The 14,143-nt window shown below is 59.5% G+C and carries 11 protein-coding genes; 8 read left to right on the forward strand and 3 right to left on the reverse strand.

All coding sequences use genetic code 11. The features are described 5' to 3' along the window. Positions 1-94: 94 nt before the first annotated feature. Positions 95-1,156: an AraC family transcriptional regulator gene (locus K0B93_RS14285; protein WP_219867833.1), complete on the reverse strand. Its 1,062-nt coding sequence runs from the start codon at positions 1,154-1,156 to the stop codon at positions 95-97. Between the two features lie 166 nt (positions 1,157-1,322). Between K0B93_RS14285 and K0B93_RS14290 the strand changes: the two genes are divergently transcribed. From K0B93_RS14290 to K0B93_RS14300, 3 genes are all read left to right on the forward strand, one after another. Next, positions 1,323-1,853, forward strand: a complete 531-nt coding sequence (locus K0B93_RS14290) for a 2,4'-dihydroxyacetophenone dioxygenase family protein (protein ID WP_137437001.1) — start codon at positions 1,323-1,325, stop codon at positions 1,851-1,853. Positions 1,854-1,948: 95 nt separating this feature from the next. Beyond that, positions 1,949-3,574 (forward strand): AMP-binding protein, encoded by a 1,626-nt coding sequence (locus K0B93_RS14295; RefSeq protein ID WP_219867834.1) that lies wholly within the window; start codon positions 1,949-1,951, stop codon positions 3,572-3,574. A gap of 12 nt (positions 3,575-3,586) precedes the next feature. Beyond that, positions 3,587-4,558: a VOC family protein gene (locus K0B93_RS14300; RefSeq protein ID WP_219867835.1), complete on the forward strand. Its 972-nt coding sequence runs from the start codon at positions 3,587-3,589 to the stop codon at positions 4,556-4,558. A 47-nt stretch (positions 4,559-4,605) separates the two neighbouring features. Here K0B93_RS14300 and K0B93_RS14305 read toward each other — a convergent pair whose 3' ends face one another. Both K0B93_RS14305 and K0B93_RS14310 read right to left on the reverse strand, forming a co-directional pair. After that, complete coding sequence (locus tag K0B93_RS14305) at positions 4,606-5,685, reverse strand: zinc-binding dehydrogenase (protein ID WP_219867836.1); 1,080 nt, start codon at positions 5,683-5,685, stop codon at positions 4,606-4,608. Between the two features lie 46 nt (positions 5,686-5,731). Continuing rightward, positions 5,732-6,784 (reverse strand): NAD-dependent epimerase/dehydratase family protein, encoded by a 1,053-nt coding sequence (locus tag K0B93_RS14310; protein WP_219867837.1) that lies wholly within the window; start codon positions 6,782-6,784, stop codon positions 5,732-5,734. Positions 6,785-6,990: 206 nt separating this feature from the next. Here K0B93_RS14310 and K0B93_RS14315 point away from each other — a divergent pair, with 206 nt between their 5' ends. From K0B93_RS14315 to K0B93_RS14335, 5 genes are all read left to right on the forward strand, one after another. After that, complete coding sequence (locus tag K0B93_RS14315) at positions 6,991-7,998, forward strand: alpha/beta hydrolase (protein ID WP_219867838.1); 1,008 nt, start codon at positions 6,991-6,993, stop codon at positions 7,996-7,998. Then, the gene (locus tag K0B93_RS14320) at positions 7,995-9,386 is read left to right on the forward strand and encodes a WS/DGAT/MGAT family O-acyltransferase (RefSeq protein ID WP_219867839.1); all 1,392 of its coding nucleotides are present in this window, start codon (positions 7,995-7,997) and stop codon (positions 9,384-9,386) included. The genes K0B93_RS14315 and K0B93_RS14320 overlap by 4 nt, the downstream gene beginning before the upstream one ends. Next, a complete protein-coding gene (locus tag K0B93_RS14325; protein ID WP_219867840.1) occupies positions 9,383-10,765 on the forward strand; it encodes a WS/DGAT/MGAT family O-acyltransferase in 1,383 nt (460 codons plus the stop codon). Before K0B93_RS14320 ends, K0B93_RS14325 begins: the two co-directional genes overlap by 4 nt. A 135-nt stretch (positions 10,766-10,900) precedes the next feature. Then, positions 10,901-12,751, forward strand: a complete 1,851-nt coding sequence (locus K0B93_RS14330) for a DUF1302 domain-containing protein (RefSeq protein WP_219867841.1) — start codon at positions 10,901-10,903, stop codon at positions 12,749-12,751. A 23-nt stretch (positions 12,752-12,774) separates the two neighbouring features. Further along, positions 12,775-14,130, forward strand: coding sequence for a DUF1329 domain-containing protein (locus tag K0B93_RS14335; protein ID WP_219867842.1), 1,356 nt, complete (start codon positions 12,775-12,777; stop codon positions 14,128-14,130). Positions 14,131-14,143: the final 13 nt, after the last annotated feature.

Below are 14,143 nucleotides of genomic sequence, written 5' to 3' on the forward strand. Positions count from 1 at the left end.
TGCTGTTTGTGCCGTCTGCGCACTTCGCACCGGGCCATTTCGGCCCAAAACTGTGTCCCTTTCAGCCCCTTCGCGCCGAAGGGGTCTTTTTCGCTCAGCGAAGCCAGCCGGGTGCTTTTTTCCGCAAGGATAGCAGTCGCGGGGACGACTGGATTCCCTGATTTTTTCGCCATTGCCGCGGACTGACACCGTACCAGCGCTGGAAGGCTCGGGAGAAAGCTGCCAGGTCGGAGTAGCCGAGAATCCCGGAAAGCTGGGTCAGGCTGATGCCGGATTCCTGGAGGTAGCGCTCGGCCATGCTCTTGCGGGTCTCGTCCAGGAGCTTTTGGAAGGAGGTGCCTTCCTCAGTCAGGTAGCGCTGCAGAGAGCGGGAGCTGAGCATCATGTAATCCGCCACAAGATCAATGGTCACCCGGCCGTTGGGCAGAAAATTCTTCATGAGATGCTGAACGTAGGCGGGCAATTCCTGGACTGACAGTTCATCCATTTTTTCCAGATGCTCGCGCATCAGGGCATGCAGCTTCGGATCGGAATCGCTCAGGGGCAGGTCCAGCAGGCGGGCTTCAAACACCCAGCCATTGATGGTGCTGTCGAACTGGGGAGGCAGGCCAAGCAGCCGGCTGTAGGCCTGCGGCGAACTGCTGGGCCCGTGTCGGAAATGCACGCCACTGGGTCGCCACTGGGTCCCAAGCAGCATTTTCAGCAAGGCCTTGCCCACCCCGATGGCCAGTTCCACGGCCTGCTTGCTGGCGACCCCCTCGCTCAACAAGGGTTCGTAGCTGAGAATGGCCATCTTGTCCTCGATGGTGGCCGTCACCAGTCCGCTGGAGGAGTGCAGATGATAATACTGCATCAGTTCGTTCAGCGAATCGCCCACGGTCTGGGCGTTTTTGAATAGATAAAGCAAACGTCCAAAGATGGTCGTGCCCTGGAAGATACCGTATTCCAACCCGAACAATGGGTGCTCTGTCCGGTTGGCGCAGTTTTCGAGCAGTGTTGCCATCCGGGAATAGGAAATCAGGCTTTCGGGATGTTCGAGAACGTCCTCGGGCAACCTGGCTTCACGGAGCATCGCCCGGTAATCCAGGCCGTATTTGGCGCAAAACTCGTCCAGTCGTGCCAGGGACGAGGCTCTGGTGAGATCTGTCGTAACCATAATGAGGTGTAATTGTTGTTCACGATTGTAACGGGTAACGCTAGCTGCATTGGCGGGAAATAACAAGAAAACGGCATTTTCTATCATGTGCCGTCATCGGAATCGGGTGACCATGAAATCTGGCAGGTATTGCCAACGGCAAAACAATCTACAAGAGAGGTCGACCATGACGACGCCAAACCAGGTTTTTGAGCACCACGAACTGCTTTATGTGAATTCCAAGAATCAGCCTGTTTATGAAGACGCCATGCCCGGCGTGCCAGGCATTGATGTACAACCGCTTTTCCTTGATCCGCATAACGGTGTCTGGGTGCTGAAAGTCTGGTTCCATCCGGGTGTGACGCTGCCCCGTCACTACCACACGGGCACGGTGCACCTGTTCACGATTTCGGGTCATTGGGAATACAAGGAATACCCCAACGATCCCCAGACCGACGGTTGCTACCTGTACGAGCCGGGCGGTTCCATTCACCAGTTCACCACGCCAGCGACCAACACCGGGCCGACAGAGACCCTGATGGTGGTGCACGGCGCCAACGTCAATTTCGACGACGATGGCAACTACCTGGGCATCATGGATGCCAGCGACATCATGATCATGCTGGACAACCTGATCCGGGAACGAGGCCTGGAGCCGGCGAACTACATTACGCCGCCCCAGCCGGACCACAATGCCCGGGTCCGTAACGTCAAGTAAGACAGCCAGTACAGAAGCGCCCTCCCGGCCAAAACAGGTTTTCCCGGGTAGGGCGTTTTTTTGTATCCGAACAGTCAATAAAGGTAGAGAAAACCATGAAACCCTGGCTTGATTCATACCCCGCGGATGTTCCCCCCACGATTGACCCTGACACCCACGCCTCCGTTACCAGCTTGTTTAATGACGCCATCAAGCGTTTCCCGGAGCACGCCGCGCTGGAGTGCTTTGGTCACACCATGACGTATGGCCAGCTTGATGAAGCCTCGGATGCCCTAGCCAGCGCCCTGCAGCAGCAATACGGGGTGAAGAAGGGCGACCGGGTCGCGGTTATGTTGCCGAATATCTTTGCCTATCCGGTGGCCATGTTGGCGATTCTCAAGGTGGGCGCAATCCAGGTGAACGTGAACCCTCTGTACACGTCGAGGGAGCTGGAACACCAGCTGAATGATTCCGGCGCCGAAACGATGTTTATCTATTCGGGATCCGTGGCGTCGCTGACCCCGATCCGTGACGCCACGTCCGTTTCGCAGGTGATTGTGGTCAATCCCGGTGATGGGGCCGGCCTCCCGATTCCGGGTGGAGACGTTTCCGCCGAACTGGGCGAGTTTACCGGCATGGCGGACCTGTTGGCGCGCAACGCGGGTAATAAACCCACTGCGGTACCAGTGTCCGGCGATGATGTCCTGTTTCTGCAATACACCGGCGGCACCACAGGCCCCTCCAAGGGCGCGACACTGACTCAACGTAACCTGATTGCCAACAGCCTCCAGTTCCGGAGCTTCATGCCCGAGGCGAACGAGCCGGGGGAGGAGGTGCTGGTGCTGGCACTGCCGATGTATCACATCTTTGGCCTGATGATTTTCGTGGCCTACGCGGCAATCGGCGCCAAAGCCATCCTGATTCCCAATCCCCGTGACATGGACGCCTACCTGAAGGCCATCAAGGATTCCAGGTTCACCGTTATTGGTGGCGTCAATACCCTGTACGCGGGCATGACCCAGCATCCCTTGTTCAAGGACGTGGACCTGTCCCGTTACAAAGTGGCATTTGGGGGTGGCTCCAAGATCTTCCCGAGCACCTCCAAGGCCTGGAAGGCTTTCACCGGCGCTCACATCCTGGAAGGCTTCGGTTTGTCCGAAACCTCGCCGATCCTCACCCTGAACCTGATGGGGAAGGAAGCATTCAGCGGTACAGTGGGCTATCCGGTACCGTCCACTGAGGTCAAGGTCATCGATGAGCAGGGCAACGCCCTGCCTGCCGGAACGCCGGGCGAACTCTGTGCCCGTGGCCCCCAGGTCATGAAGGGGTACTGGAACCGCGAGCAGGCAACGGCCGATACCTTCACCGAAGATGGCTTTTTCAAAACCGGTGATGTGGCGGTCATGCACCCGGACGGTCAGTTCGAGATTGTTGATCGCAAGAAAGACATGATCATTGTCTCGGGTTTCAACGTTTACCCCAACGAGGTGGAAGCCGTTGCCAGTGAGTTGCCCGAGGTTGCTGAAGCGGCCTGTATCGGTGTGCCGGACGAGAAAACCGGTGAGCGCATCCGCCTGTTCGTGGCGCCGACCGAGGGATCAGCGATCGACAAAGACGCGGTGATGGCACATTGCCGGCAGAGTCTCGCCGCCTACAAGGTTCCGAAGGAAATCGAGGTGCTGCAGGAGCTGCCCAAGTCAAACGTTGGCAAGATCCTGAGGAAGGATCTGCGCGTTGTCTGAGGTGGGATTCCGATGAGCACATACTGCAGTCAGATTGCCTTCGTGTGTCAGGATGCCAGGGCCCTCCGGTCCTGGTACGGCGCCCTGTTCGGTTTTGTGTCGTCGGGGCGGACCATCTATGCGGGCAAGCTGTCTACCCGGGTGATGGGAATCGACGGCGTAAATACGCGCTGCTATTGGTCTCTCGATGGCAATGCCGATATGTTCCAGCTGGAGTTCTTCGACTTCCGGTCGCCGGAAATGCGGCCCCGCCCGGAACACTGGAGCCCGGCGATGCCGGGTTATGCCTGTATCGGAATCTATAGCCAACGGTTCCAGTGTTGCGTTGATGCCCTGTCGGCCCAGCAGCGTCTGCAGGCCGTGGAGGGAGAAACCGGTGGCAGGGTGGCGTACGCCAGTGACCCCGAGGGTAACGCGCTGGAAATCTATGAACGGGATCCGCTGCCGGACGCTGGCTGGAATGGCCGGAAGCAACCGTGCGCAGTGCGGCTGATCCGGCTCAATTCCCACGATGCCGAAGGCGTGGCGCGTGCCTGGTCTGGCTCACTTGGCGTGACGCCGGTGCAGATGCCCGAGGGGTGGGCTCAGCGTCTTTCCGTGGTGAAGCAGGGTCTGTCAGAACCGAGGTACCTGCGTGGCGGCGGCGTTGTGGTGGAAATCTGTCGCACCGCTGAGCCGTTTCCGGGAGGTCAACGTCCGCCGTTGTACCAGCACGGTTTCATGAACTTTGCCCTTAACACCCAGTCCCGTATTGAATGGGACGAGGTGTATGCCCAAGCCCTCTGGTCGGGGTTTCGGGCTAATGGAAAGGCTCTGGAGGCGGGCATATTCAAAGTCATGTACATCAATGATCCGGACGGTAATAGCATAGAGCTTCTGTACCCCCGAAAATTTGCCTACCGGGTGACCGGGTTTCTTCCGAGCCTTCGCCTGGACGCGCTCCTCCGGTTGCTGCGCCGATGGCTGGCCCGGCGGGAGCAATAAACAAAAAAGCCGCTGGAAACAGCGGCTTTTTTGTCGTATTCGACGGCTTATTCTGACGGTTTTACCAGAATCTTGACGTCGTTTTCAGGCTTGCCCAATCGGTCGAAGGCGGATTCGATATCACTCAGGCCCACCGTGTCGGAAATCAACCCACCGGCATCGAGCTCGCCGTTGGCAAGGTGGTTCAAGGTCGCTCCGAACTCCTCACCGCTGTAGAAACTGACAAAGCGGAGATCGATTTCTTTCATGACCGGGTAGGATGGCATTATCGTGTCCTTTTCCATGCACAGACCCACAACCACGACCCGAGCCCCGTAGGGTGCGCCAGCACAGACATTCTGGATCAGGCCAGGTACACCCACACATTCGAAAATCAGCGAGGGTCTCAGGTCCGCGCCTCCGAACAGGGGAGAGATCGGGCCGGCCTCTTCCGGATTCGCGGTCTGGGCTGCTTCTTTCCAGCTGTCATAGGGTGAATGCTCGGCCGGGTTGACCACCACATCCGCGCCCATTTTTCTGGCAAGGTCGCGACGCGCTCTCGAGAAATCCGACGCCACGATGGGGCCAATCTTCATCATCTTCAACACGGCAATAACGGCAAGACCGATCGGGCCGCAGCCGATGACCAGGGGTACGTGGTTCCGGGTTGGCTCGCCCCGGTTGACCGCGTGCAGGGCAACGGCCATGGGCTCGGTCAGGGCCGCCATGTCCGGGCTCAGGCCATTGGGGACTTTCATGGTGAGCCGGCTGTCGACCAGCATCTGCTCGGAAAAGCCCCCGGGAACGTCGGCGGAACTGAAGCCAATCATGGCAAGACCCTCTTCCCGCATCAGGAAGGGCAGGGAGACGACCTGGTCGCCAGCCTTGAACGTCGAGCCTTGCCGAGTCTCCAGGACTTCCCCGACAAACTCGTGTCCCATCAATATGGGTCTGTCGGCGTCGATGATGGCGCTACCGACGACCTCGCGGGAGCTGTCGGCTAGCTCATGGGTGTGGTGCCGGCAATGCAGGTCGGACCCGCAAATGCCGCAAACCAGAGATTTGATGAGGAGCTCGTTCTCACGTGGTTTGGGTTCCGGCAGATCCACGATCTTCAGGTTGTTGTTTTCAACGATGGCACTACGCATTGGGTGTCTCCTTGGTGTTTTTTGGTGGCATAGTCAGAAGCCCGCGTTAGGTGCGGGCTTCCTTGTCAAAGGACTGACTCTCGGTTCCGCTCAGCTCGCCCATCTCTCTGAGCCACGCTTCGGAACGTTTCATCCCCTCTTCGAGGTTGACCTTGGGTTCGAAGCCGAGGTGTTTCCGTGCGTTCTCAATGGAAAATCCGCCCTTGCGCGCGAACATCAGCATGGCGTCGGGCGTGACCTCGTTGGGGCGCTTGAGCGTGCGGTTCAGCCACCAGATGCCCTGGGTGAGTTTCAGGGCAGCTGCCAGAGGCATGCTGGGTGGGAAACCCGAGTTGCCGGCCCAGCGCCAGTGATTCATGAAGAATTCCCGGCAGGTCACGGGCTCGTCGCCCCAGAGAATGAAAATACGGCCGCTTCCCGCGGGCAGGCCGGCGGCGAGAAGGGTGCCGTCGACCAGGTCATCGATGTACACAGGGGTAAAGATGCCCTTGCCCCGGTTGGGCAGGATCAGTTGGCCGGCCCGGGCCATCTTCAAGGGTTCCAGCAACCAGGGGCGGGAGCCCGGACCATAGACGTCACCCGGGCGGATGATGGTGCAGTCGATTTCACCGGCGGCGTGGGCGGCGAGCACCGTGTGTTCGGAGGCGCCCTTGGCCACGCCGTAGCGGTAGTGTTCACCAATCACCACGGGAGCCGTCTCGTCCGCTCCGGGTTCGTAGTCGTAGCCCATGGCCGCGATGGATGAAAAATGCACGAAGCGCTGTGCACCGCCGGCAATGGCGACGTCCAGGGCGTTGCGAACGCCGACCAGCGATGTGGTGGAATAAGTCTCCCAGTCGGCGGCCAGCGACACCACCGCCGCGGTGTTGATAAAGAGGTCGCAGCCTTTGGCATGATCGCGCCAGCCTGATGGATTGGTCAGGTCTCCGGCTATGACGTTGCGCTCTTCATCCGCCTGCAAATCCATGCCGCAGACCTCGCAGCCCAGCTCGCGGTAGCGGCGGTAGATGGTGCGACCAATGAAACCGTTGGCGCCGGTTATGAAGACTTTTGAGGGGAGGGAGGGCTTCTGCCCGTCCCGACCAGTTGGAAGAGACATGGGGTGGCTCCTGTTCTGTTTATTGTGTTGTTCCTATCGTGCGTAGTTTTTGATGCCCGTATTTTTCAATTCACGACAAATTACAGGTAAAACACGCCAGTTATTTTATGGCGTGAAATAACAAGCTGTTGACGTTGTAAGCCAAGGAGCAAGTACGACTAATTGGTCATAGTGTGGGCAGAAATTACCCAACGGATTGGCTTTACATGAATTCAGGCCCTGACCCCACCAAGTATTCAACGCGCCCGCTCGAACTCTCATTCACGACTCGGTGCAAACTCCTTGTGCTGCGTTGGCTGCTGCGGCCGTTTATGGCCTACCTGTTGCGCGGGCACCCCCGACGCGTAGCCCGTGCGCAGATTGGCATCGCCGGTCGCTGGGCAAGCGCCCGTCAGAGGGAGCGGTTTCGCTATGACTACCACTGGGGTGAGGGCGGGGCGGTAGCAGGCCACTCGCTGGGTACACCGTTTACCAGTACCGGTGATCCGGTACTTCTGTGGTTGCATGGCGGCGCGTTTGTTCTTCCGGCGATGCCCAGGGGACACCTGTCCTTCACAGAGCGCCTTTGTGACCCCCTGGCGGCCAGCGCCTTTATTCCGGATTACCGGCTGGCGCCCGCCAACCCCTTTCCCGCCGCCCTCGACGACTGTGAGGCCGCATACCGTCTGCTGCTTGATTCCGGGATTCCCGCTGAGCGGATTGTGCTGGGCGGCGAGTCGGCCGGAGGTAATCTGCTGGTGTCGCTGCTGTACCGAATCCGGGGTCGCGGAATGCCGATGCCGGCGTGTGCCATCGCGGTCTCGCCCGCGCTTGACCTTGGCCGTCTGCACGGTTCGCCATCCCGGTTCGCCAATGCCGGTCGCGACGCCATGCTTCCAGTTGCCTCGCTGGCGCAAGCCCTGGACTGGTACCTGGACGGCGCTGACAGCGCCAACCCGGAAATATCACCGCTGCTGGGCGAATGCCGGGGCTTGCCACCGACCCTGATCGTCGCCAGCGAGGCGGAACTGCTGAGGGACGACAGTGTGTTGTTTGCCCGCCGACTCGCCGCGGCCGGCGTTCCTACCGAACTGGCCCTGTGGCCCCACCTCCCGCACGCCTTCCCGCTGCTGGAGGATTGGTTTCCGGAAGCCTCCGGTGCCAGACAACAAATAACAACGTTTATGAAAGAGCAGCTCCAGAAAGGAGCCGGATGCTCGGGAGAGAGAAGATGACAAATTATAAGAAATTGACGCCATTGGACGCGGCCTTTGTCCAGCTGGAAAACCCCAATGCGCCCATGCACGTGGCCGGATTAATGATCTTCGAGCTGCCGGCAAAAGCCGGTGCCGATTTCGTGACCCGGCTGGTCGAGGACTGGCGTAACGAAACCCGGATCAAGGCCCCCTGGAACCAGAAACTGGTGTCTCCGTCCCGGTGGCAGCTGGCGCCAAGGCTGAAGACCTGCCACGACCCGGACCTCGAATACCATGTCCGCCACCTGTTCTTGCCCAAGCCGGGTGGCCAGAGGGAGCTGGGGCAGTTGGTTGCCCGCCTGCACAGCCAGCCCATGGATCTGAGAAAACTGCTGTGGGAATGCTTCATCATCGAGGGCCTGGCCGACAACCGCTTCGCCATCTACATGAAATTCCACCATTCGATGGTCGATGGCATCAGCGCGAATATCCTGCTGATGAAGGGGCTGTCAGAGCGCCGCGCCGACAATAAAACGGCGCCGTTCTGGGTTCACTCGGCACCGGAAAAACCGTTCCAGCCAGGACCACTCCAGATTCCCTCCGCCCAGGCGTTGATGAGTACCGCGGCGAACGTCCTCAAGTTGTTCGGCAGAGATGATGAGCTCACCACCTTTCGCTCGGCGCCCTACACGCCCTTGAATGGCCCGATTGCAGCCCAGCGGCGTTTCGCCACCCAGAGCTTTTCGATGGATCGGATCAAGGCCGTGGCCCGACAGGCGGGGGTCAGCCTCAACGATGTGCTGCTCTGTCTCGTCGGCGGTACGCTCCGCCGATATCTGCAGCGCGTTACCGCGCTTCCGGGGGATAGCCTGACCGCGGCCATCCCCATCTCCCTGCGTGCCGAGGGCGATCAGAGTTGCGGCAATGCCGTGGGCATGATCTTCAGCATTCTCGGAACCAACATTGCGGACCCGGTGGTGCGCCTGCAGAAGATTCATCAGTCCACCGACCTGGCCAAACAGCAGGTGCTGGGTCTGCCCCAGGAAATGCGGGTGCCCTATTCCCTGGTAAGCATGATGCCTTCGGTGCTCCGGATGCTCATTGGTGTCACCGGAAAAACCCGTCCGCTATTCAACACGGTGGTGTCCAACGTGCCTGGCGGCAGCGAGGAAAAGTTCCTCAGGGGCGCGCGCCTGGTGAATCTGTATCCGGCGAACATCGTGTTCCCGGGGATGGCGGTGAGCTTCACCTGCTACAGCCATGCGGGAACCCTCAACGTGGGTATCACCGCCTGTCGGGATACCGTTCCGCACATGCAGAAACTGGCGCTCGGAATGGAGGAGGCATGTAGGGAGCTCGAGGAGAAACTGGGCGTTGGTGAGCCAGCGAAAGCGGCGGTGGCCCACGCTGTCGAGGAGGCGGTATGACCCTGAGAAAAATGCCGTTGCTGGATGCCGCGTCCCTGCAACTGGAAGGCAAGAACATGCCGATGCACATTGCGGCGCTGATGACCTTTTCCTATCCCACCTCGCTGACCGATCACGAACGCAAAACGTTCGTCAGTAGCCTGATCGCTCGCTGGCGAGAGGAAACCCGGGTCGTCTATCCCTGGAATCAGGTGCTCACGCGTCCCACCCGCTGGCAGCTCAGGCCTGCCACCCGGGAAGTCTACGATCTGGACCTGGAATATCACCTGAGGCAGTGGTCCTTGCCGGCGCCCGGTGGTGAAAAAGAGCTGGGCCACATGATCGCCTGGATTCACGAATTACCGATGGATCTGGAAAAGCCGCTCTGGGAGTGCCACTTCATCGAAGGGCTCTCCGACAACCGGTTTGCTCTCTACGTAAAGATCCATCACGCGCTTGTCGACGGCATCAGTGGCACCCGTCTGGTGGTGGGCAGCCTGTCGACGGACGCGGACTCACTGAGTACCCCGATGTGGGCCAAGGTGCAGGCGGAGATCGACACGGGCGGGGCCAAAGCGTCGGACAGAGGCGCGTTGCCAAGCCTCTCAGACCTGAAGGCGGGTGTCGCAGCGTCCCTGAAGCTGCGCACCAAAAACGAGACCCTGACAACGTTCAGATCGACGCCCGAGACCATCCTGAATGGCCCGATTGGCGCCCATCGCCGGGTGGCCACCCAGCACTTTGAACTGGCACGGCTGAAAACGCTGGCGAAGACGACAGGAGCCACGGTCAATGATGTGGTGCTGGCGATTGTGGGTGGCGCCTTGCGCGAGTACCTGCTCGAGGCAAATGCATTGCCTGAGGATTCGCTCACCGCAGCGCTGCCGGTGTCCACGAGAAAACCCGGTGACGTCAGTATTGGCAATCAGGTGAGCCTGTTATTTGGCAGCCTGGGAACCAACATTGCTGATCCAGCCCTTCGTCTGGAGTACGTCAAACGGTCGACACAAGCCGGGAAGGCCATGCTGAACGAGCTTCCTGCCCATGCCGTCAATGTCTATTCACTGCTTTCGACCGGTCCCTTTCTGTCGTCCGTGGTGCTTGGCATCGGCAGGGCCGGGCGTCAGCTGTTCAATACCACAGTCTCTAACGTCCCCGGACAGCGCGAAGCCCGCTATCTGGATGGTGCTGAATTGCTTCACGTCTACCCCGTCAGCCTGATCATGCCGGGCATTCCCTTGAACTTCACCTGCGTCAGTCACGGCGATTTCCTGAACTTCGGCATGGTGGCCTGCCGGGACCGGGTGCCCCATGTGCAGCGGCTGGCTGTGGGCATGGTTGATGCCCTGGAGGAGCTCGAAAACAATCTCCTCAAGCGCGGGGAGAACCATTCGGCCTGACTGGCGCTAAAAGCCAAATTTGTGGCACTGAAGAGCAAACGTGCCTAGGTATTTCTACGGAATACTGACGCTCGCTTGAAACACAAAAACAACATTCCATGCATCCCATCGGGTGTGTGGCGGAGTGATCAAAACATGAATAATGCGAAGTCTTTCCGGGTTAACCGACTCAGTGCGGGTATTGTGATGGCGCTGACCCTCGGTGGTGCCAATACGGCGACCGCCTTCAATTTCGATGCGGGCGAGTGGGATGGCGGCCTCAATACCACCATTTCGTTCGGATCGAGCTGGCGTATGCAGGACCCTGATCCTGCCCTGTACAGCGCACAGAATGCTGCGCTGGTTGGCGAAGAGCCGGGCACCGGTGGCAAGTCGGATGGCGGTAACCTGAACTACGACAAGGGCGACCGGTTTTCCACCGTGGCCAAGTTTCTGACCGAATTCTCCCTCGAAAAAGACTACATGGGCGCGCTCGTCCGGGTAAAGGGCTGGTACGACCAGGCCCTGGAGGACGAGGATGTCCGCTTCGGCAACCAGGCCAACGGCTACCAGCAGGGTGAACCGCTGTCGGATCGCGGCTATCAGAATCTCCAGAAATTCTCTGGTGTCCAGCTCATGGACGCGTTTGTCTATAACACCTGGGACATTAACTACAAGCCCTTGCAGATTCGCCTGGGGCGACAGGTAGTGAACTGGGGTGAAAGCCTGTTCATCCAGGGCGTGAACCAGGGGATCAACCCCATTGACGTGCCCGCCTTCCGCCGTCCCGGCACAGAACTGCGCGAGGTACTGCTGCCCACGAACATGCTCTACGCGAACATGGGGCTTGGCAGTGGCGTGTCCGTTGAAGCCTACTATCAGTTCGAATGGCAGAATTCCCCGATTGAGGGCTGTGGCCATTACTGGGCGGTCACCGAGAACCTGATCTCGCCTGACCTCAGTGGCTGCGTGAGCGCCGTGGGCGTGGGACCGGGCAGTTCCCCGGATGACTTGCAGGGCGGCACCTATTATCCCCAGGCCGCCCGAAACGATACCAGTGACCAGGGCCAGTTCGGTGTTGCCTTGCGCTTCCCGGCCGATGCCATCGGCACTGAATTCGGTCTCTACGCCATTAACTACCACTCCAAGATGCCGGTACTGGGCATCAATACCGGCAGTGGTCCCGGTACCGGCGTAGCGACCCTGATTCCCATGCAGCTGGATTCCCAGTTCGGCACCACGCCGGGGGATGTCTCCTGGGTCTATCCGGAAGATATTCAGCTGTACGGCATCAGTGCTGCCGCCAACATCGCCAGCTGGTCGGTGGGCGCGGAACTGACCCATTCCAGGAACTTTCCTGTCATCCTCAACGGCGCAGACCTGGTTGTTGGTGCGGCCCAGGGTGTGGGGCCACTGGGGGAAACCTTCGCCACGGCTGAGGCCAATGAGAGTGTCGACGGGTTCCGGCGCTACAACAAGACCCAGTTCCAGATCAACGGTCTGAACCTTTGGTCCAACATTCTGGGCGCGCAGACGGCTCTGTTGATTGCCGAGGTGGGATTCCAGTACGGCGATGTGCCTGACACCTATACCGGTGTCAGGCATGGTCGCGGGTTTACCTTCGGCTTCGGCCAGCACGAAGACTTTTTCGATGGCGCCGATCCCTGCTCGGTGGGCGCAAACACCTCCCCGGCCGGTTGCAAGAACGAGGGCTATGTCACGGACTTCTCCTGGGGCTACCGGGTGCGCGGCTCGCTGGATTACCAAAACCCGTTTGGTCTGGGTCTCCTGGTGCAGCCCTCCCTGTTCGTCGGTCACGACGTCAAGGGTAACTCTCTTGATGGTCAGTTCCAGGAAGGCCGGATCTCAACCACCCTGGCGACCGACTTCACCTACCTGAAGCGACACAAGTTTGGCGCAAGCTACGTGCACTTCGCGGACTCTGCGGATTACAACGATCTGCGCGACCGTGACTATGCCTCCGTCAATTACAGCTACACCTTCTAAAACAAAAATCCGAGGATACTGACATGCAATTTTCCAGAAACAGACTGTATCGGGCGCTGGCGGTTTCTGCCGCCTTCGCCTTTACCGCTCCCGCCATGGCCGAGCTTTCCCCTGAGGAAGTGGCAAAGCTGGGAACGGAACTGACGCCGGTGGGTGCCAACCCGAATGCCAACGACGACGGCACCATCCCGGCGTGGACCGGAGGGCTGACGTCGCCCCCGGAAGGCTGGGAGCCGGAGCAGGGGTATATCGATCCGTTCCCGCAGGACGAGGTGAAGTTCACCATCACGGGGGACAACCTCGACCAGTACCGTGACAAGCTGAGCGCCGGTCAGATTGCCCTGCTCGAGAAGTACGACAACTTCCGGATGCCGGTGTACGAAACCCGCCGTACCGCGGCCTTGCCCCAGAAGGTGTATGACACCATCAAGGCCGAGGCGCCGGACGTGAAGCTGGAGGGTTTTGGCATCAAGAACCTGGATGGCGCCAACGTGCCGTTCCCGATTCCGGAAAACGGACTGGAAGCAATCTGGAACCACAACGTCCGTTACCTGGGTGGCGGCGTTGAGCGTCAGTACCACTGGTTCCCGGTGCAGGGCGACGGCGATTTCTACAAGGTGGGCTTCCTCGAGAAGCGGATTTTCGATGAGAACATGGACCGTCAGTCCGAGAACCGCCTGTTGAACTACACCGCGAAGTACACCTCGCCACCGACGCTGGAAGGCACGGTCCAGCTGGTTCACGAACCGATTGACCAGGTCGAGGAAGTACGGTCTGCCTGGATTTACAATGTCGGGCAGCGCCGGGTGCGACGCGCTCCGGATCTGGCCTACGACAACGCCAACGACGGTACCGAGGGGATTCGTGTCACCGACCAGTTCGATGCTTACAACGGTGCGCCCGATCGCTACAACTGGAAGCTGGTGGGCAAGAAGGAAATCTACGTTCCCTACAACGCCTATAAGCTGAGCGATAAGTCCCTGAACTACGAGAAGGATATTCTTCGCACCAACACCATCAATTCGGATCTGATGCGTTATGAACTGCACCGGGTGTGGGTGGTTGAGGCGACGCTGCGCGAGAACAGCAGCCACATCTATGGCAAGCGTACCTTCTACCTCGATGAGGACTCCTGGAACGTTCTGATGGAAGACGCCTACGACACCCGCGGTGACCTGTGGCGCGTCGCGATCCACCCGCTCATCCAGTTCTACGATGTCATGGTGCCCTGGTACCGGGCCAATATTTACCACGATCTGAATAACGGCTCTTACCTGGTATCGAACCTGGCCAACGAAATTGACGAACCCTGGGAGTTTGGTGTCAAGGGTCGCTACATTGAGTTCCAGCCGGACGCGCTTCGTCGTAGCGGGCGCTGAGTGACCACGGCGG

The organism is Marinobacter sp. F4218 (assembly GCF_019443085.1).
GTDB lineage: Bacteria > Pseudomonadota > Gammaproteobacteria > Pseudomonadales > Oleiphilaceae > Marinobacter > Marinobacter albus.